Raw genomic sequence first — 18,075 nt, 5'->3', positions numbered from 1 at the left:
AAAGAGGGGGATGCATCGCCCGGCGAGGTTCCACAGATCGCAGATCAGATGATCACGGGAGCTGGTGCCGATGTGCGCCGCGACCTCGGGGACACCGATGGACGGAAGCCCCGTCACCCTCCTCCGTCGTGAGGACATGGTCGTCCTGGACTTCACCTTCTCCAACATCTCCCGCTCGGGTACGGCGGGCGCCGTCGTCCTCGGACCCACTACGCCCGGCACCGCGGGAACGATCACCGCCCACTTCCCGCCGCAGTCCGTCCTGGAGCAGGCCACCCTCCTGTCGGCGGCGACGGAAAGCACCAAGCGGGTGCGGTACTCCGGCGAGAGCACCGTCGCCCTGCGCGTCCTTCCGGGGACGACCGTGCCGTTCACCGCGGAGGGGCTGCTGTCCTGGGCCGCGCTCCAGGCCGCTCAGGCGGGCACCGTCCTCGAATGCGTGTGGGGTCTCTTCCTCGGGCCCGCCACCGCCGACCTGGCGTGGCGGCATGCGACCGCCCCCGTCACGGGCAGTTCCGGGGCCACCGGCATCTGGCACACCCGGATCGCCCCCGCGGCCGCACGGCCGTACGAGGGCGGCCCCGTGGACCTGGTGGGCGTCGCGTCCCCCCGGGTCGGGCAGCCCTTCGCCAGTTCCCTCTCCGACGCCCACCGGGACCAGATCCACAAAGCCAGCAAGCTCCGCTCCGTGACCGCCAACGGGCTCGTCCTCTCCGCGCTCGGCGCCCACGTCGACCTCGCCGGGGACTGGGACGGGCCGGGCATCACGATGTACCGCCACCGCTCGACGGGCGGCCGTGACATCTTCGTCAACGTCGTCGAACGCGGGTTCCTGCTGCCGTTCGGGTTCCCCGTCCAGATCACCACCCGCACCGAACGACGGCTCGACCTCGGACTCGTCCAGGACATCCGGCTGACCGTCCTGAAGCCCGAGATCAGCTACGAAGGCGTCGCCGCCCTCCCCAACGGCGGCCGGGCGTTCCCCTTCGTCCGGGTCCGGATCGACCGGCCGACCGACACGAAGACCGCCAAAGGGGCCGACGTGCCCACGCTCGGCTACTGGTTGAACCGCGCCGACGACCCCGCCTCGGAGCTGCTCTTCGCCCTGAGCGCCGACGACCGGCTCGGCCACCGCGTCCACTTCACCGCACCTCTTCTCTTCATCCGGGGCGATTCCGCCTACGGCGACCTGACCGCCGCCGTCGCCGCGTGCGAGAGCAAGGCCAACACCCTGACCCTGAACGCCACGGGCCGCCTCGAACTCGCCCCCGGCAGCGGCACGACCGAGGAGAAGTCCACGCTCGACATCGCCGAACTACGGGTCGGCGCCCAGCGGTCGCAGGCATCCCCCGCCCAGCTCAAGGAGGCAGGCCGGCCGGCCGCACACCCCCGGCTGGTGTCCGTCGGCGCCCGGGTCCCGGCCCTCGACGCGCTCGCGCCACCGCCGGCCGCCGGCGTCAGCGCCGCCGCGCCGGGCGCCGTCACCGGCACCGTCCACCAGCTCAAGCTGTACGACGCGTACGTGACCGGCGGCCTCGCCGCCTCCCACCAGGTGTACGCGAGCATCCTGCCGAAGCCCACCGACTTCAAACCACCCCCCGCCAGCTCCGGAGCCGTCGCCGCCCTCGCGCTGCCGGTGAGCGGGCTCTCCACCGCATCCGGTCTCGTCGGTGGGAAACTGGACACCGCCGCTGCCGGGAAGTTCGACCCGAGCGCGTACTTCAGCCCTCCCGCCGGCCCCGGAGATCTGCCCACCCGACTGCTCGGAGTGATCGATCTGACGAAGCTGATCGAACCCGGAGGCGTCGGCACGGGCGACGGCACCGGCGCTCCGACGATCATCACCATCGTCGATCACGCCGGTGGCGGGTCGCCGACCGCCGTCCGGACCGAGATGACCTGGCGCCCCAAGATCAGGGTGATGACCCTCGGTCCGCTGACGACGACGCGGTCCGACAGCCTCGACATCAGGTCCGTCAGTGTCGCCCGCTACGACGGCTCCCCGGCGACGGCCGAAGTCCGGGGCGAGTTGCGGGACTTCAAGCTGAGCTTCGCGAAGATCCTCTCCGTCGGGTTCCGGCGGATCGCCTTCACCGGCAAACCGGGCACCACCCCCGACCTCGACGTCAAGATCGGCGACGTGGGCTTCGACGGAGACCTCCGCTTCCTGAACAAGCTCCGCGAATTCCTGCCGTCACCCGCCAACGGGCCCCGCGTCACCGTGGACCCGAAAGGAGTCGAGGTCGGCTACGGACTCGCCGTACCGACCGTCAGTGCCGGGGTGTTCCTGCTCCAGAACCTCGCTCTGTCCGTCACCGTACGGCTCCCGTTCGACGGAGCACCCGTCCGCACCACGTTCACCGTCTCCTCCCGCGACCACCCCTTCCTCGTCACGGTCTCCCTCCTCGGCGGCGGCGGATCCTTCTCCCTCACCGTCGAATCCGGCCGGGTCACCGTCCTGGAAGCCCAGCTGGAGTTCGGCGCCGCCGCCGCCCTCGACCTGGGCGTCGCCAGCGGCTCGGTCGCCATCACCGCCGGGGTGTATCTCAAGCTCGAGGACGGCGCGAGCCTGCTGAAGGGCTTCATGCGAGCCGTCGGCGCCCTCGACATCCTCGGCATCATCACCGTCTCCGTCGAGTTCTACCTCACGCTGGAGACCGCCGAAGTCCCCAAGAACCCGGCGATCCAGAACGGCCCGACACGCACGGACATCGTCGGCTCCGCAAGCGTCACCGTCCGCGTACGCGTCGCCTTCTTCTCCCAGTCCGTCAGCATGTCGCTGGAGCGCCGGTTCGGCGGTGGTGGAGACCCCCTCTACAGCGATGCCTTCCCCACCCAGAGCGCATGGAGCGAGAGGTGCGCCGCCTTCGCCGCCCTTGAGGACGTGTCATGACCAAGCAGACGCTGGTGTGGACCCTGCTGCCCGACCCGGCCGCTCCCCAGACCGCACCAGGGACGACCCAGCTGTCCCTCGTCCTCAGCATCCGGCTTTCGAACGACGAGGGCAATCCGCCCGGCAGCGCCGTCCTCCCGCTCTCCCGCTACGCCGAGATCGCCGCCTTCCCCACCTTCTCCTTCCATCCGTTGAGGGTGATCGTCATGAAAGACGACCACACCTCCAGCAGCCCCGAAGCCACGCCCCTCGACGGCGCCCCGAACGCCACGCTCTGGAAGGCGCTGTTCCCCGGGTCGCTCCTCGTCCAACCCTTCGTGTTCGCCGAGCACGCGATGACAGACCCCGTCAGGTCCTACCCCGCCGCGAGAGTGGGAGCCGCCCTCGCCGACGTGTACGTCCGCTGGCTCGCCGGTTCAGTCGACGCCGCCCGGCACCGTGACCACAATCCGTACGCCCCCGCGGAAGGGCCCGGCCGATCCGAGTGGGACACCGTCGAACGGCTCGTCCAGCGGGTCGGAGCCCCCGACGGCCCGGACCCCGACATGGAGGCACTCCGCCGCGAACTGCTGCGTACCGGCGCCGTCGAGGACGCCGACCCCCACGACCCGGAAGGCTGGGCCCGGCTCGCGGAGTTCCACAGCCCCATGGCGCCGACCACCCGCGACCTCGCCCGCAGGGGAACCGGCACGCCCAACCTGCACGAATTCCACGCCCTGCTCGCCGCGCTCGCCGACCATCCGACGCTGATGATCCCCCTCGGACTCGTCCGCCGCTACACCATCACGCTGCCCACGCACCTGAACGCGCCCGTCACCATCCAGGCGTCACCGACCACCATCGACTTCATCCACCACTACCGTCCACTGACCCGGTGTGTCGCCCGCAACGGGAAGCTCACCCTCGCCCGACCCGACAAGACCGCGGCCTCCCCCTTCCTGCCGCTGAACGACACCAGCGTCTACACACCGATCGACGTGGATCTCGACGCGGGCGGACTCGCCCTGCAGAACTACGCCCAGGCCCTGGGGTCCTTGCCCCGAGACGAACCAGCGCCGGAGACCAAGCCCCCCGCACTGCGATCCGCAGGCATCTTCGTCGCCGAGGCGAACCGCCAGGTCACCTTCCAGAACATCTGCGCCACCGTCGCGGACATCGACAAGGACCTCATGGAGGGCGGCCAGGGCGACAAGAAGACCTTGAACGCGTCCACCGTCCAGCAGGGCATCCGGGTGGACGTCTACGACGCGGGATCGAAACGCTGGTTCCCCCTGTGCAGCCGCAAGGGGACGTACAGCGTCGTCGGCTACGGGACCGTTCCCATCGCGGACGAGGGCTCCGTCACCGACGCCGTCACCCTGGGCGCCGACCTGAGGGGCAACGAGACGGGATGCCTCACCCAGGCCATCTTCCGCTGGAACAACTGGAGCCTGGTCACAGAACCCCCCGGAAAGACCATCGGCGTCGACAGCAAGCTGACCGACCCCGGCCCCCAGACCGACACCGCCCTGCCCTTCACCGCCGACGTCGACAGCCCCGCCGGCACCCTGCCGCCCCTCCGCTTCGGCCGCACCTACCGCTTCCGCGCCCGCCTGGTCGACCTCGCGGGCCGCAGCACCCCCTTCACCGTCGCCCCCGTGGCCGGCGAACCGGCCACCGTTCCCCTGAGGTTCTCCCGCTACGACCCCGTGCCCGCGCCCGTCCTGGTGCTCCGCCGTCCCGTCACCGCAGGCGAATCCCCGGTCGACCTCGTCGTCCGGACCGACAACGCCAATCCGGCCGCCATCGTCACCGGACCCACCTGCGAACGGCATCTGCTCCCGCCGAAGGCCTCCGTGGAACTGGCGGAACGGCACGGGGTGCTCGACCTCGCGGCCGGACACCGTCCCGACCCGGCCGTCCACGCGCTGCTGACGAAGTACGACGGCGGGAAGGTCACCGGCACCCCGGACCCGGGAGCGGGCGGCAGCCCGTACCAGGACACCAACACGGTCGAACGACCCTGGCTGCCGGACCCGTTGGGCCGGGGCCCGGCCCTGCGAGGCGTACCCGGCACCCCCGAGCTGGTCGCCACCTGGCCCTCCGAAGGCGCCGGCTGGTACCAGCGGCTGCCGATGCGGCTGATCGTCGAGGCCGGACCGATCGCGAGCACCCAGTCCACGGCCGTCGTCGACACCGTCGCCCGGACGATCCGGGTGAAGCTGCACCCTGCCGCGTCCTTCCCCGCCTCACTGAGCTCGGTGCTGGCACCGGGCGACGAGGACCTGCTGGGCCAGTGGCGGTGGTACGCCGAGCGGGCGAGGGCGGCCGAAGCACCGGAAGGCGACCCGGAAGCCGACGCGGACGACCGCCCGGACAGCGGAGACGGCGCGGGATACGCCACCGCCGACGCCACCGGGACCGGAGCGGTCGGACGTGCCCTCGACGAAGGCCCCGAATCCGATGTCCACGACCTGCTCGCGGACGCGGCGAGCACCGCAACCGACCGGTTCGGGCTCGCCGGGAGCAGCGAGCGGGACGACACGATCTCCGCCCTGTCGCCCACCGACTACCAGGCCGCCCTCAACGCCGTCCTCGCGGGACGGATCGGGCAGCTCACTCCGGCGACGGGGCTGACCCTGGTCCACGCCGTCCGATGCCCCGTCACCCCGCCGACCTTCGCGGGGCCGAGGGTCATCCGGCAGCCCGCACAGACCGTGTACGCCTTCGACGAGGCGGCGATGGCCGTCCACGGCGCCTCCACCCTCGCCGTGCACACCGTGGCGTCGTGGACGGAGTACTCCGACCTGACCGGCGACGGTCCGGTGACCTCGCCGGCGTCGGCCGTGCTCCGCCCGGAGACCGACTCCCTCGGAGCCCCAGGCGGCCCCGTGCTGACGAAGATGCCGTTCCGGAGCCGCCACGACCCCGGGGACACCCGCCACCGGGTCGTCACGTACACGCCCATCGGCGCGTCGCGCTTCGTGCCGTACTTCACGCAGCGTCGTACGGTCCCCCTCAGCGGCGAGAACCGCGAGAAGATCGCCCAGGCCTTCGTCCCGGGCACGGTCGTCGTCCGGGCCGCCCTCGCCCAGGAGCTCAATGCGGACGGGACCCCGAAGGGGACCGGGACCACATACCGCGTCGGCACGGACGTGACCGTGTACGACGGCACGGGCGAGGTCGCCAGGATCGCCGGCGGCGCGATCGCCAACGGAGGGAAGGTCGAGGTCTCGTACGTCGTGCCCCCCGTCACCCGCGCCGGTCCGCCGGTCACGCTCCACGTGCCGTCGACCGTACGGGCTCCGGCGCCCGTGGTGCACTCGGTGCTGCCCGCCTTCACCTGGCAGCGGACCACCACGGGCAACATCACGACCAGCGTCCGCAAGGAGGGCACGGTCCGCATCCACCTCAAGCGGCCCTGGTACCTCACCGGGGAGGGCGAACTCCTCGGGGTCCGGGTCGTCGACCCCACGACCGACATCGACCTGTCCGGCGCACGGGACTGGGCCACCGCCTGGGGCCGTGACCCGATCAGGGACAGCGCGGGCGCGCCCGCCATGGCGTACCCCACCCCGGAGTACCTCGACGAACGCGCGGTCGACGTACGCCTCGCCCAGGGCCATGCCCTCGGCTTCCCCGTCGAGTACGACCGACAGCGGCGCTTGTGGTACGCGGACGTCCGGTTCAAGGCGGACACCCTCTACCAGCCCTTCGTCCATCTGATGGTGGTCCGGCTCCAGCCCGACTCGCTGACGACCCCCGAGGACCTGCGGGCGTCCCCCGTCGTCGACGCGGGCTGGGTCCAGCTCCCCGCGTACCGGCGGGCCAGGATCGAGGTCGGCGGCACGGCGGAGGGTTCGCCGGTGAAGGTGTCGGTCGTGGCAGCGGCTCCGCCGACCGGACTGGACGGCCTGTCGTCCGAGTTCAAGGTGAGCGTGCAGTTCCGCACCCCGCTGCTGCCCGACGACGCCGGCTGGATGGAAGTCGAAGCCACGCCGCCGGTGCGGATGAACCGCGAGCCGGGGAGCGGGCCGGTCGCCGTATGGACACAGAAGGTCAAGCTTCCGGTGGCCGTCGGGGTCCGGCCGATGCGCGTGGTGGTACGGGAGTACGACGTGCTCCCCGACAGCCCGGAACCCGGCAAGACGACGAGCCGCATCTCGTACCTCGACACGATCCCCGTCTGACATCGGCTCCCCTCTGACATCGGCCGCAGCCGGCTCGGCGTCGGATCCGACACCGGCGTCAGCCGGCATGCGCCTTCATCCGAAGCCTGCCATCCGACGCTTGCTTCATCCGACGTCTGCTTCACGCAGTACGTCGTACGCGTACGCCGCGTCGAGCAGGGGAGGGACCACCGACATACGGCGGGCCGGGGGCCGGGGCCTGGTGATCGAGTCCCGTACCGCTTCCGCGGAGGCCCCCGGGAAGAGGGACCACAGCAGCGCCACGGCTCCGGTGACGACGGGCGCGGCGGCACTGGTGCCGGTGAGTGCGCGGACGGCGCCACCGTTGGCGGTGAAGCCGCGGGGGAGTGCCGGTGCCGTCAGACCGCGGCGGCCGATCGCCCGGCCCAGCGTCGATGTCGGCAGGAGCCGCCCCGCGTCGTCGCACGCGACCACCGGGATCACCCAGGGGTGGCGGACCAGCGGGGAGCCGCCGATCTCGCCGTCGTTGCCCGCCGCGGCCACCACCAGAACCCCACGGCGACAGGCCAGTTCGACGGCGTCGAGCAGCACGCGGACACCGGGGTCGTCCGCGGTGCCCGCGGACGGGAGCCGTTCGAGCGCCACACTCAGATTGACCACCCGGGCACCGGCGGCGACGACGTCCACCAGCGCGCCGGCCAGGTCGGCGGGCGTGGCGGGAGGGACGTCCAGCCCCGGGACGGGACGTACGACGAAGGAACAGCCCGGGCAGAGGCCGGACGTGGTCGCGGTGGGCCGGGCGCCGAGCGCGGACACGACGAGGGTCCCGTGACCCGCGAAGGCGCCCGGGTCCCCGGCGGGGACCCGGGCGCCGACCAACCGCAGGGGCTGGAGTGCCAGATCCGGGTGGCCGGGGTCGACGACTCCGTCGACCACACCGACCACGATGTCGGGGCGTCCGGTGGTGCGTGCCGTGAGGGCGGACAGACGGGCCGGATCCACCAGGGCGCCGGTCAAGGGCATGTGGGCTTGATCGTCACCGGAGCCGATGTCGTCTTGTTCCCCTCGCAGTCCGTGCAGGTCTCGACCGCCTTGGTCGTTCCGTAGTCGTCGCAGTACGTCCTCGTGGTGCACGTCGGAGTGCACTGGCAGACCCTCATGCAGCGGTTCTTGCACTTCTGCCAGCACTGGCGGTCCGAGGAGTGCTTGCACGCTCTGGTGCAGTCGTGCCCGCACTCGAACGAGCAGGTGGCGTAGTCGCCCTGGGCGGGGAAGACCCCGTAGGCGCCGCGCACACTCGATTCGGCGGTGAATCCGGGAATCGTCACCGCGCTCACCTCACCTCACAGGCTCGGCGTGAGCCGGGTCAGCAGATAGGGGTTCATGTACTGGGTGGAGACCTGGACGGAGTAGCGCTCCGTGAGGTCGGTGGTGCGACTGGTGTAGGTCAGGGTGAAGGACATGACGCCCTCGTCACCGCCGACCGCCGCCGGGCGGACGGTGATCGCCGTCAGCGCGTAGTCGGAGGCGAACGCCTCGAAGGTCCTCAGGTACACGGCCGCGTACCGGCAGGCCACGAAGTTCGCGGCGCGGTCCGCGGGAGTGCCGCCCGAGTTCTCCGTGATCTGGAGGATCTTGGTCAGCACCTCGTCGGCGACCGCCCGGAAGCGTTTGGTCGACATGCCGTCCGGCTTCTTTATCGCTTTGAACAGCGACCGGCGGTCGAATGAGTAGAGCTGGTGGAACTCCACGACCGGCAGGACGAGCCCGGTGCACGATGATCCCTCCGCATGGCCGCGCACCCCGACCACCACATCGAGATCGAGCGCGGTGGGGACGGACCGGAGGGCCTCGACCAGCTTGTCGTAGTCGCCCGAGTAGCTCGGTACGACGTCGTAGGTGTCCACGCCCTGGATCGTGAGGACGTACTGCATCTGCCGGGCCAGATAACGGTTTTCGGGCCGGGCGAGCACATCCCGGAGGACCTCGTCCGTCGTGAGTCCGGTGGTGTCCGTCGCCGACACGACCTGGTTGAACTCCTGCTCGACTCCGGGGTCGCGGAACCGGGCGTGGATCTGCCCGATGGCGAAGACGAAGGAAGGGCGGTGTTCGTGGGGCGTTTCGGCGGCCGGTAGCGCTGCCGTCGCCGCCTCGGGCATGACGGTGTCGTCGCTCATGAGTGGCTCCCGGTGTCCCGTCGTCGGCGGGCCGCGTGCGTCAGCGGTGCCGCTTGGAGAAGGTGACCCATTCGTTCATCCGCCGGGCCCGGCGGGCACATCCGCCGCACGGGCTCACGCCCGCGGCGCTCGTGGCCCGGCTCACCAGGTCGCCGAGGCCGATCTCGTCCTCTCGGACGAATCCGGGGAGACGGACGTCGTGTCGCGCCCGCCCCTCGCGCTTACGCTGTTCGTCGCGCTCCCGGCCCATGTCGGGTGCTCCTGACGTCGATCCCCCTTGCCCTCTCATTGTCCGCCGCGCCCCAACGCCGCGCATCCGGAAGGCACCACGCGTGTCACGGCGCGCGGAGCGGGTAGTCGCGGCAACGCGACGAGAGGAGGCGCGCCATGTCACGTGGGGAGCGGAGGCCCGACGACGCGGCCGGGCCGGAGCGTTCGGCCGAGGACCGCGAGCGCGCCCTGATGGACTCGATCGCCGTCGAGGAGCTCGACGACATGCTGGACCAGGGGTACGCGTCCCCCGGCCGGCCGCCGGCCGTCGAGACCGAGGAAGTGGCGTCGGCCGAGGCGGGCGAGCGCCCGACAGGGAAGGCGGAGCAAGGGGGTTCCGGCGGCCGGACGCCCTTGGAATCTCCCCCCGACTGAGTGACCCAGGGACGCGCGACGCTTTCGCGGGCGTCGAGGTCGTGCTCGGCGGCCCGCTTGCTGCCGGCGTCGTCGGCCGTACGCTCGTACTCGGGGAAACGGCGTTTCGGCCCGGCACCACGCGGCGCGGCGGTGTCAGACCCCCTTGCGGAGAGCGCGGGTGATCTCCAGGCCCTCGGCGGCGGTGAGCCGCTCCTCGCAGGGGATGCCGAGAGCCGTGGCGAGATCGCGGCCGTGGAGGTCCACGGCCGACTCGACGAGATCGGCGAACTCGTCTACGGCCAAGCGGCCTTGGCGCCATGCCGACGCCCACATGACGGCGGCGATCACGAACGCGGGCCACCACCAGAGGGCGGGCAGCACGTACAGCAGGCCCCAGCCCGCGCGGCGTGCGGCCGTGGTCAGGGCGGCCCGCGCGGACCGGATTTCGGCATGGGTCGTGTCGGGGAGAAGGAGCCACAGCCTGGGCCAGGCGGTGGTCAGGTCGATCCGGTAGGCCTGGTGGACGCGGGTGTCGACGGCGACCAGCCGGTCGCCCATCCAGGTGGGGCGGGTCGGGCGGGTGAGGGCGATGCGGTTGCGCTCCTCGTTGAGGCCGATCGTGTCGCTGTCGCTGTCGCTGTCGCTGTCGCTGTGGCTGTCGCTGTCGCCGTCGGCGTGGTCCTGGCGGGGGCTCGGCGCCGGTCCGTCGAGGGTGAGGAGGCCCACCGCGGCCCCGTCCGAGGTGTCCGGGACGTGATCGTCGGCCGTGGCGGCGGCGACGCGCAGGACCCTGGCGGTCAGCGCCCGCCGGTACCGGGCGTCGGCGGCGCTCCAGCGTCGCGCGCGGCGCCGGGTGAGGGCGCGGGCGGCCGGACGCAGCGGGAAGGGCCAGTCGCCGAGCCAGAGCCGTTCGACGCCGCCGGCGAGGGCGGCGGCCAGGCGGCTGACGCCGGCGGAGGCCACCAGGACGAGCGTCGCGATGAGGACCACGGAGCCGGGGGAGTGGGCCGTCGGGCCCTCGGCGAGGGCGTCGACGCGGTCGACGATCCGGGTGTGGTCGGTGGCGTGCCCGTGTCCGAGGATCGAGCCCGCGGACGCCACGGCGAGGTAGAGCAGGCCGGGCAGTACGAGCAACGAGAGCCAGGCGTCGGCGAGTTTGCCGCCCAGAGTCGTGAGGAAGGCGGACATCGCTCACAGCCTCACGAGCCGCAGCGGCGCGGCGAACACGTCGCACGTGCCGTCGCCTTCGAGGAGCACCCGGTCGCACCGGCCGGTCGGACACACCAGGGCCTCCTGCACGGGATGCCCGCCGCCGAGACGGGGGAGGACGCTCCCGCCGGGCGAGCGGTGCTCCCCGAGGCCCCGGGCGACACCCCAGGTGCGAAGCAACTCGTCCGTACGGGCGACGAGTCGGCCGGCTTCGCCGCTCGCCCGGAAGTCCGCGAGCGCGGCATCCAGATCCGCCGACGCTCCGCGGTGGTCCGCGACGCGCCGTATCACGGTGAGCTGCTCGCACAGTCGCGCGAGCCGTACGGATTCGTCCCCCGTCATCCCGCCGCCCCCTCGATCGACGCCGAAGCCCTCAGTACGGTAACTCCTGTGACCCCAGTGAGGCGGGACGTTCTGGTGCGGGCCCTGGCCGCTCGCGTGCTCCTGTACCGGTCGACGATGGACCGTGCGGCGGTTCTCGATCCCCAGGCGATGAGGTGGACACGGGAGTTGATGGCCCTGGTGGCCGACCCCTCGGCCGATCCGGAGGCCGTACGGGCCATCGCCGACCTGCACCGCTGCCGGAGTCTCGTGCTGGGGCCGGAGGCGGGGCGCGAGGACGCGGCCGTCGCGGCGGCCCTGGACCGGATCGCCGGCCCCGAGGCGCCGACGGACACCGTGGACGCACAGGAGGACGGGCGGGTGGCCACCGTGTACCGGGAGGCCTCCGACCGCGTCGCCGCGGCCCAACGCGACCAGGACCCGGCGCTGTTGGAGCAGGCGATCCAGGCGTCCGAGGTCGCGGTCGACGTCATCCCGGAGCGGCTCCGCCCGCTGCGGGCGACCGCCCTCGCCCTGCGGGGAGTGTCCCTGCGCCTGCGGTACGTACGCGAGGGGAGCCCGCGGGACCTCGACGACGCCGTCACCGCACTGCGCGAGGCCGAGTCCACGGCGGGCGGCGGACACCCCGACCGCGCGTGGATCCTCTCGACCCTCGCCGCGGCCCTGCGCGAGCGCCACGACCACGGGGGAGGCCTCGACGACGTACTCGAAGCGGTACGGGTGGCGCGCGCGGCCGTCGAGGCCGGCGGCGAGGTCGACCGCGCGGGCAGGCTGTACAACCTGGGTCTCGCCCTGCGGCGTCGCCACGAACGCACCCGTGACCCGGCGGACCTCGAAGAGGCCGTCGCCGTGCACCGGGAGGCCGTCGCCCTCACGCCGGCGGACCACCACGACCACGGCCTCTTCCAGCAGGGTCTGGCGAACGCCCTGCGAGCCCGGTACGAACTCGGCGGCCGTGAAGCGGACTTCGAGGCACGAGTCGAGGCGCTGGAGGTCGCGGCCTCCCTCCCTACCGGGGACCCGCCGGAGGGAGACGACGGGTCCCGGACGGCCGCTCTGCTCAACCTGGCCTCCGCCCTCACCGAACGGCACGAACGGACGGGCGAGGACGGCGACGCGCGGCGCGCGGAAAGCCTCCTGCGCGCCGCCTCCGCCGCGCTGCCGCCCGAGCACGTCCAGCAGGCCTTCGTCCGGTACCAGCTCGGCCTGCTGCTCGGCCCCCGCGACCGGACGGCCGCCGCGGCCGAACTGCGCACCGCGGCCTTCCATCCCGCTGCCCCTCCCCGTCTGCGCCTGCGGGCGGCCCATGCCTGGGCACGCGGGGCCATGGAGGCGGGATCCCCGGAGGAGGCCTCGACCGCGTACGGACAGGCCGTCGCCCAGCTGCCCGCCCTCGTCCCCCGCCACCTGGCGCCCGCCGACGCCGAGCAGGCGCTCGCCGACACCCAGGGCCTGGCGAGCGACGCCGCCGCCTGCGCCCTGACCGCCGGCGACGCGGGCGGCGCGCTCGCCCTGCTGGAGCTGGGGCGCGGAGTCCTGCTCGGCCAGGGCCTGAAGCACCACGACGAACTCGCCCGACTCCGCGCCCACGCACCGGAGTCCGCCGACCGCCTCGCGTGGCTGCGCGCCCGGCTCGACGCGGACCCGGAGGCGTCGCCGTCCGACCGGCGGCACGAGTGGGCGGCGGAATGGGACCGGCTCGTGGGGCACGTCCGCGCACGGGGCGGCTTCGAGGACTTCATGCGCCCCCCGCACCCGGCGCGACTGCTGCCGCAGGCCGCGGACGGTCCCGTCGTCCTCGTCAACGTCAGCCGCTTCCGCTGCGACGCGCTGGCCCTCACCGCCGACGGCCTGCGGGTCGTCCCGCTTCCCGATCTCACCCTGCCCGACGTGCTCGCCCGGACGACGTCCTTCCTCGCCGTCCTCGACCGGCTCCAGAACCCCGACGACACCGACCTCATGGCCCGGCTGTCCGGAGAGGAGGAACTCGACGGGCACCTCGCCTGGCTGTGGGACACCGTGACCGGCCCCGTACTCGACGCCCTGGGCCTCACCGGCCCGGCCGGAGCCCGCCCGCCGCGCGTCTGGTGGATCCCCACCGGACCGCTGGCCTTCCTCCCGCTGCACGCCGCCGGACACCACGGCGAAGGCGCCGGGCGCACGGTGCTCGACCGGACCGTCTCGTCCTACGCCCCCACCGTTCGCGCGCTCGCGCAGAGCCGTCGCCCGGCGGACACGCCACCCGCCCCGTCGTTCCTGGTCGTCGCCGTACCCGAGGCGCCCGCGGCGCGGCCCCTCCCCGGGGCGGCCGAGGAGGCGACCGCGGTCGCCGGAATGCTGACCGGCGCCCGCCTGATCGCCGGAGCGGACGCCACCCGCGACGCCGTGGTCACGGCCCTCGGCGACCACACCTGGCTCCACTTCTGCGGACACGGCGCCGCCGAACCCGCCACGGCCTCCGGCAGCCGGCTGCTCGTGCACGACCACCTCGACCACCCCCTCACCGTGGCCGCCCTGGCCCGCCTCGACCTGCCGTCGGCCGAGCTGGCCTACCTGTCCGCCTGCACGACCGCCAGGAGCGGCTTCACCGCCATGGACGAGGCGCTCCACCTCGCGGGCGGCCTCCACCTCGCCGGATTCCGCCATGTCCTCGGCTCCCTGTGGGAGATCGACGACACCGTGTCCCTCCGGATCGCCGCGCGCGTGTACGCCGGCCTCGGCGCACCCCACCCCGTGGCCGCCCGCGCCGCCCACGCCCTCCACGACGCGGTCCGGGAGACACGCGACCGGTATCCCGCCACTCCTTCGCTGTGGGCGGCGTACATTCACGTAGGGCCGTAACTCCCTTAGGGGAAATGTGAGTTACGGGCGCGCCCGCCCGCCCGCCGGGCGGTCAAGGAAGCTTCGCTCCGCCGGAGGGGGAGTCGTATGAGCAGGTGGTGGAGGAGAAGGGGCAAGGCCGGGGACGGCAACGGCAGGGCGGCACGCGCAGGTGTCGATCCGACCAGGGCCGCACTGGTCGAGGCCGCCTACTCGCGAGGACTCGGGATCCCGGAGGACCTGGCGAGGGAGGCCGCGGAGGCGGGCGACATCCACGCGATGACCGTCTACGGCATCGGCCTCGGCAACCGCGGAGCCCTGACCGAAGCCGAGGCGTGGCTCCAGCGCGCCCGTGCGGCCGGCGACCCGATGGCCTCGGTGGTCCTGGGCACGATACGCCTGGACCGGGGCGACTACGCCGAGGCCGAGCGCTACTTCCGTCCCGTCGCCGATACCGGCAACGCCATGGCCCGCCAGGCGCTGGAGGAAGCACGAGCCCTGCGTGCGGCGGCGGAACGCGCACCGGCCCCGCCGACCCCGCCCCCGGCTCCCGGACCCGCCTCACCCCCGCCGCCGTCGAGCGCCGTCGAGTGGGCGGGCCGTCAGCTCCTCCTCCACCTCGACGACGACCACCCGCACGTCCGCATGGCCATGGCCGTGCTGCACGCCCACGAGGGCGACCTGGAGCGCGCCCGGGCGTACTTCGCCGAGGCCGTGGACTCGGGCGACCCCGAGGTCCTCTTTTGGATCGCCCGGACGCACCTCGCCCGGGACGGCTTCGAAGGGGCACGCCCCCACCTCCAGCGCGCCGCCGACGCCGGACACCCGCCGGCCCGCCACACCCTGGCCGTCCTCCTGGCCGAGGCCGGCGAGACGGCGGAGGCGGAGCACCACTACCGGCTCGCCGTCGCCGCGGGGCACGTCGACTCGTACGTCAACCTCGGCGTCCTGCTCCGGCAGCGCGGTGACCTCGACGGAGCGGAGACGTACTACCGCAAGGCCGTCGAGGCGGGAGACAGCGGTGGCATGAACAATCTCGGGAACCTGCTGCACCAGCGCGGCGACATGGCCGGAGCCGAGCAGTGGTGGCGCAGGGCCGCCGACGAGGGCGACACCGACGCGACCGTCAGCTGCGGCGCGGTCCTCGCGGAGCGCGGCGACTGGGACGGAGCCGAACTCCTCTGGCGCCGCGCCGCCGAGCAGGGCCACGCCGCCGCGAAGCTCAACCTGGCGACGGCGCTGATGCGCAAGGGCCGCGGCGACGAGGCCGAACGCTGGCTGCGGACCGTCGACGCGTCGCCCGAGCCCGCCGGACCACAGGCCGCGTCCCCGTCCCCCGCTCCGTCACAGCCCGACGGGCCCGACCTCGCCGCGGTGGCCGACTGGCTCGGCGGCCCCGCCCAAGTGGGGGACGCCGACGCCCGCGCCGCCCTGGACCTCCTCGACGGGACACGACCGAAGCCCTCCGACGGGTGACGGGCCGGAGGCGCTGACGGCCGAAGCCCTGCGACGGGTGACGGGCCGGAGCCGCCGACGGCTGACCCACCCGTTCCCCCCGAGCGTCCGACGGCTGCCCTCCGTTCCCCAAAGCGTCCGACGGCTGACGCCCCCGTTCCCCCGTACGGCCCCGGCGGACTCGCCAGGCGGGGGCGGGTCGCTTCCAATGGGCTGGATCGGTCGGGCGGGGGTCGGGAGGCGGGATGTCGTGGGCGACCCGGGTGCGGAGCATCCGGACCGGGGCCGAGAACCGCTTTCCGGTGCTCGTGGAGGTGACCACCAGGCTGGTGAGCGGGAATCTGCTGGACGCGGCCACCCGGCTGGCCGCGCAGGCGTTCCTGGCCGCCGTGCCCCTGCTGTTCGCGCTGGCGGCGTTCGCCCCGCTCGGCGTGCGCGACCAACTGGGCGAGTCCCTCCGCGCCATGTTCGGGCTGAACGGTCCGTCCGACGAGGAACTCCAGAAGGTCCTGGACGGGTCCACCGCCGAGGCGCTGCGCGAGACCACCGGAGCCGTCGGCGCGTTCGTGGCCCTGGTGTCGGCGACGAGTTTCAGCCGCGCCATGGCCCGGGTGTGCGAGCGGGCCTGGCGCCTGCCCAAGGCCGGGACCAGGATCGCCGCCTGGCGGTGGGCGGTGTGGTTGCTCGCACTCGTCCTCGTGGTGCTCCTCCAGGCCCCCATCCGCAACGGCTTCGGTGTCGGCGCGTGGCTGGGCGTGCCCGTCTACTTCCTGGTGAGCACCGGTGTCTGGCTGTGGACCCAGCACCTCCTGCTCGCCAAACGGGTCGCCTGGCTGCCCCTCCTGCCCGGCGCCGTCCTGGCCGGCATGGCCACGACCGTCCTCGGCGTCACCGCCCGCCTCTACATGCCCGGAGCCATGAACCGGGCCCTGGACGAGTACGGCTCGCTGGGCCTGGTCCTCACCCTGCTGTCCTGGCTCATCGCGGTGTGCGCCGCGGTCACCTTCGCCGTCACCATCGGCGCCGTGCTCGCCCAGGAACCCCCGCTGAGCCACCACCTCGGAACGGACCGCCCGACGGCCGACGCGGGCTCCTCCCCGCCGGAACGTCCGGAGGCGTGACGCCCAGGTCCGCCCGGTCGGCCCGACATGCTCACCGGCGGACGGCCCCCGCGGCCCCCGCGGCCCCACGGCCTCACGGCCGGAAGAGGACCTTCACCGCGCCGTCCTGCTTGCTCTGGAACATGGCGTAGGCGTCCGGTGCCGCGGAGAGCGGGAGGTGATGGGTGGCGAAGCCTTCGACGCCCAGCGGGTCGTCGTCCGTGAGGAGCGGAAGCAGGTCGCTGATCCAGCGCAGGACGTTCGCCTGGCCCATGTGGAGCCGTAGCTGCTTGTCGAACATGACGAGGAGGGGCATCGGGTCGGCGGCTCCGCCGTAGACACCGGAGAGCGACACCGTCCCGCCACGGCGCACGAGTTCGACGGCCAGGTGCAGAGCGGACAGGCGGTCCACGCCGAACCGGAGCATCATACGCCGGGCGAGCGCGTCGGGGAGGAGGGCGACGAGCGAGTGCAGACCGCGGGCGATCGGTGCCCCGTGGGCTTCCATGCCGACCGCGTCGACCACCGAGTCGGGGCCGCGTCCGTCCGTCAGGTCACGGACCCGGTCGACGACCTCTCCGGCGTCGTCGGACGGATCCAGCGTCAGTACGCCACGCGCCGAAGCGCGATCGCGTCGTTCCGGCACCGGATCGATGCCGATGACCAGACCGGCGCCCCGCAGGAGCGCGATCCGGCAGGCCATGTCGCCGATCGGGCCGAGGCCGAGGACCGCGACCGATCCGCCGGGCGGCACGTCCGCGTACGCCACGGCCTGCCACGCCGTGGGCAGGACGTCGGAGAGGTACACGAAACGCTCGTCCGGCGGCCCCTCGGGCAGGGGGATCGGCAGCGTGTTCCCGAACGGCACGCGGAGGTACTCGGCCTGCGCGCCGGGCACCTGCCCGTACAGCTTGGTGTACCCGAACAGCGCCGCCCCGGTGCCGTACGCGCGCACCTGCGTCGTCTCGCACTGCGAGTGCAGCCCGCTCGCGCACATCACGCACGTGCCGCACGAGACGTTGAAGGGGACGACGACGCGGTCGCCGGGCGCGAGACGCCGCACGTCGGACCCCACCTCCTCGACCACCCCCATCGGCTCGTGCCCGAGGACGTCACCCGGGTCGAGGAACGGTCCGAGCACCTCGTAGAGATGGAGGTCGGAACCGCACAGCCCGGTCGACGTGATCCGTACGATCACGTCGGTGGGTTCCTGGATCACGGGGTCCGGCACGGTGTCCCACGAGACCTTCCGCCGGCCCTGCCACGTCACGGCCTTCATCACCGCCACCTTTCCGCCGATGCCCGGAGCACCGGTCGCGCAT

General features: G+C 73.0%; 13 protein-coding genes. 6 read left to right on the top strand and 7 right to left on the bottom strand.

The features are described 5' to 3' along the window. Positions 1 to 97: 97 nt before the first annotated feature. Together MRBLMG1_RS19600 and MRBLMG1_RS19595 are read left to right on the top strand one after the other, a co-directional pair. Positions 98 to 2,893, top strand: a complete 2,796-nt coding sequence (locus MRBLMG1_RS19600) for a hypothetical protein (RefSeq protein WP_367825360.1) — start codon at positions 98 to 100, stop codon at positions 2,891 to 2,893. Beyond that, on the top strand, positions 2,890 to 7,062 hold the full coding sequence (locus tag MRBLMG1_RS19595) for a hypothetical protein (protein ID WP_367825359.1): 4,173 nt from the start codon (positions 2,890 to 2,892) through the stop codon (positions 7,060 to 7,062). The genes MRBLMG1_RS19600 and MRBLMG1_RS19595 overlap by 4 nt, the downstream gene beginning before the upstream one ends. A 105-nt stretch (positions 7,063 to 7,167) precedes the next feature. Here the strand turns inward: MRBLMG1_RS19595 and MRBLMG1_RS19590 are convergent, their stop codons facing one another. From MRBLMG1_RS19590 to MRBLMG1_RS19575, 4 genes are read right to left on the bottom strand one after another with little or no spacing between them, the layout of a single operon-like run. Continuing rightward, the gene (locus tag MRBLMG1_RS19590; protein WP_367825358.1) at positions 7,168 to 8,046 is read right to left on the bottom strand and encodes a S8 family serine peptidase; all 879 of its coding nucleotides are present in this window, start codon (positions 8,044 to 8,046) and stop codon (positions 7,168 to 7,170) included. Further along, on the bottom strand, positions 8,037 to 8,351 hold the full coding sequence (locus MRBLMG1_RS19585) for a hypothetical protein (protein WP_367825357.1): 315 nt from the start codon (positions 8,349 to 8,351) through the stop codon (positions 8,037 to 8,039). Before MRBLMG1_RS19585 ends, MRBLMG1_RS19590 begins: the two co-directional genes overlap by 10 nt. Positions 8,352 to 8,366: 15 nt before the next feature. Continuing rightward, positions 8,367 to 9,200, bottom strand: a complete 834-nt coding sequence (locus MRBLMG1_RS19580; protein ID WP_367825356.1) for a hypothetical protein — start codon at positions 9,198 to 9,200, stop codon at positions 8,367 to 8,369. 40 nt (positions 9,201 to 9,240) lie between these two features. Then, a complete protein-coding gene (locus MRBLMG1_RS19575) occupies positions 9,241 to 9,450 on the bottom strand; it encodes a hypothetical protein (protein WP_367825355.1) in 210 nt (69 codons plus the stop codon). A 137-nt stretch (positions 9,451 to 9,587) separates the two neighbouring features. Here MRBLMG1_RS19575 and MRBLMG1_RS19570 point away from each other — a divergent pair, with 137 nt between their 5' ends. Next, entirely contained in the window at positions 9,588 to 9,845 is a 258-nt protein-coding gene (locus MRBLMG1_RS19570) for a hypothetical protein (RefSeq protein ID WP_367825354.1), read from the top strand. A gap of 135 nt (positions 9,846 to 9,980) precedes the next feature. Here MRBLMG1_RS19570 and MRBLMG1_RS19565 read toward each other — a convergent pair whose 3' ends face one another. Together MRBLMG1_RS19565 and MRBLMG1_RS19560 are read right to left on the bottom strand one after the other, a co-directional pair. After that, entirely contained in the window at positions 9,981 to 11,015 is a 1,035-nt protein-coding gene (locus MRBLMG1_RS19565) for a hypothetical protein (RefSeq protein WP_367825353.1), read from the bottom strand. Between the two features lie 3 nt (positions 11,016 to 11,018). Next, entirely contained in the window at positions 11,019 to 11,378 is a 360-nt protein-coding gene (locus MRBLMG1_RS19560; protein WP_367825352.1) for a hypothetical protein, read from the bottom strand. A 150-nt stretch (positions 11,379 to 11,528) separates the two neighbouring features. Between MRBLMG1_RS19560 and MRBLMG1_RS19555 the strand changes: the two genes are divergently transcribed. The 3 genes from MRBLMG1_RS19555 to MRBLMG1_RS19545 all read left to right on the top strand — a co-directional run bounded on the left by MRBLMG1_RS19555 (position 11,529) and on the right by MRBLMG1_RS19545 (position 16,774). Beyond that, positions 11,529 to 14,219 (top strand): CHAT domain-containing tetratricopeptide repeat protein, encoded by a 2,691-nt coding sequence (locus tag MRBLMG1_RS19555; RefSeq protein WP_367825351.1) that lies wholly within the window; start codon positions 11,529 to 11,531, stop codon positions 14,217 to 14,219. Positions 14,220 to 14,306: 87 nt separating this feature from the next. Then, positions 14,307 to 15,674 carry a tetratricopeptide repeat protein gene (locus tag MRBLMG1_RS19550; protein ID WP_367825350.1) on the top strand — a complete coding sequence of 456 codons (1,368 nt, stop codon included), beginning with the start codon at positions 14,307 to 14,309 and terminating at the stop codon, positions 15,672 to 15,674. Positions 15,675 to 15,898: 224 nt separating this feature from the next. Next, positions 15,899 to 16,774, top strand: coding sequence for a YhjD/YihY/BrkB family envelope integrity protein (locus MRBLMG1_RS19545; RefSeq protein ID WP_367825349.1), 876 nt, complete (start codon positions 15,899 to 15,901; stop codon positions 16,772 to 16,774). A gap of 73 nt (positions 16,775 to 16,847) precedes the next feature. Here the strand turns inward: MRBLMG1_RS19545 and MRBLMG1_RS19540 are convergent, their stop codons facing one another. Next, entirely contained in the window at positions 16,848 to 18,032 is a 1,185-nt protein-coding gene (locus tag MRBLMG1_RS19540; RefSeq protein WP_367825348.1) for an alcohol dehydrogenase catalytic domain-containing protein, read from the bottom strand. Positions 18,033 to 18,075: the final 43 nt, after the last annotated feature.

This window comes from Streptomyces sp. LMG1-1-1.1 (assembly GCF_040815545.1).
Taxonomy (GTDB): Bacteria; Actinomycetota; Actinomycetes; order Streptomycetales; family Streptomycetaceae; genus Streptomyces.
The sequence above is the reverse complement of the archived record's forward strand: the minus strand, read 5'-3'. Positions and strand labels throughout refer to the sequence as shown.

Bases quoted from the DNA above. Each gene is read 5' to 3' on its own strand.
- MRBLMG1_RS19565 (WP_367825353.1), bottom strand. From the start codon at position 11,015: ATGTCCGCCTTCCTCACGACTCTGGGCGGCAAACTCGCCGACGCCTGG.
- MRBLMG1_RS19560 (WP_367825352.1), bottom strand. From the start codon at position 11,378: ATGACGGGGGACGAATCCGTACGGCTCGCGCGACTGTGCGAGCAGCTC.
- MRBLMG1_RS19570 (WP_367825354.1), top strand. From the start codon at position 9,588: ATGTCACGTGGGGAGCGGAGGCCCGACGACGCGGCCGGGCCGGAGCGT.
- MRBLMG1_RS19595 (WP_367825359.1), top strand. From the start codon at position 2,890: ATGACCAAGCAGACGCTGGTGTGGACCCTGCTGCCCGACCCGGCCGCT.
- MRBLMG1_RS19580 (WP_367825356.1), bottom strand. From the start codon at position 9,200: ATGAGCGACGACACCGTCATGCCCGAGGCGGCGACGGCAGCGCTACCG.
- MRBLMG1_RS19540 (WP_367825348.1), bottom strand. From the start codon at position 18,032: ATGAAGGCCGTGACGTGGCAGGGCCGGCGGAAGGTCTCGTGGGACACC.
- MRBLMG1_RS19550 (WP_367825350.1), top strand. From the start codon at position 14,307: ATGAGCAGGTGGTGGAGGAGAAGGGGCAAGGCCGGGGACGGCAACGGC.
- MRBLMG1_RS19575 (WP_367825355.1), bottom strand. From the start codon at position 9,450: ATGGGCCGGGAGCGCGACGAACAGCGTAAGCGCGAGGGGCGGGCGCGA.
- MRBLMG1_RS19590 (WP_367825358.1), bottom strand. From the start codon at position 8,046: ATGCCCTTGACCGGCGCCCTGGTGGATCCGGCCCGTCTGTCCGCCCTC.
- MRBLMG1_RS19555 (WP_367825351.1), top strand. From the start codon at position 11,529: ATGAGGTGGACACGGGAGTTGATGGCCCTGGTGGCCGACCCCTCGGCC.
- MRBLMG1_RS19600 (WP_367825360.1), top strand. From the start codon at position 98: ATGGACGGAAGCCCCGTCACCCTCCTCCGTCGTGAGGACATGGTCGTC.
- MRBLMG1_RS19545 (WP_367825349.1), top strand. From the start codon at position 15,899: ATGTCGTGGGCGACCCGGGTGCGGAGCATCCGGACCGGGGCCGAGAAC.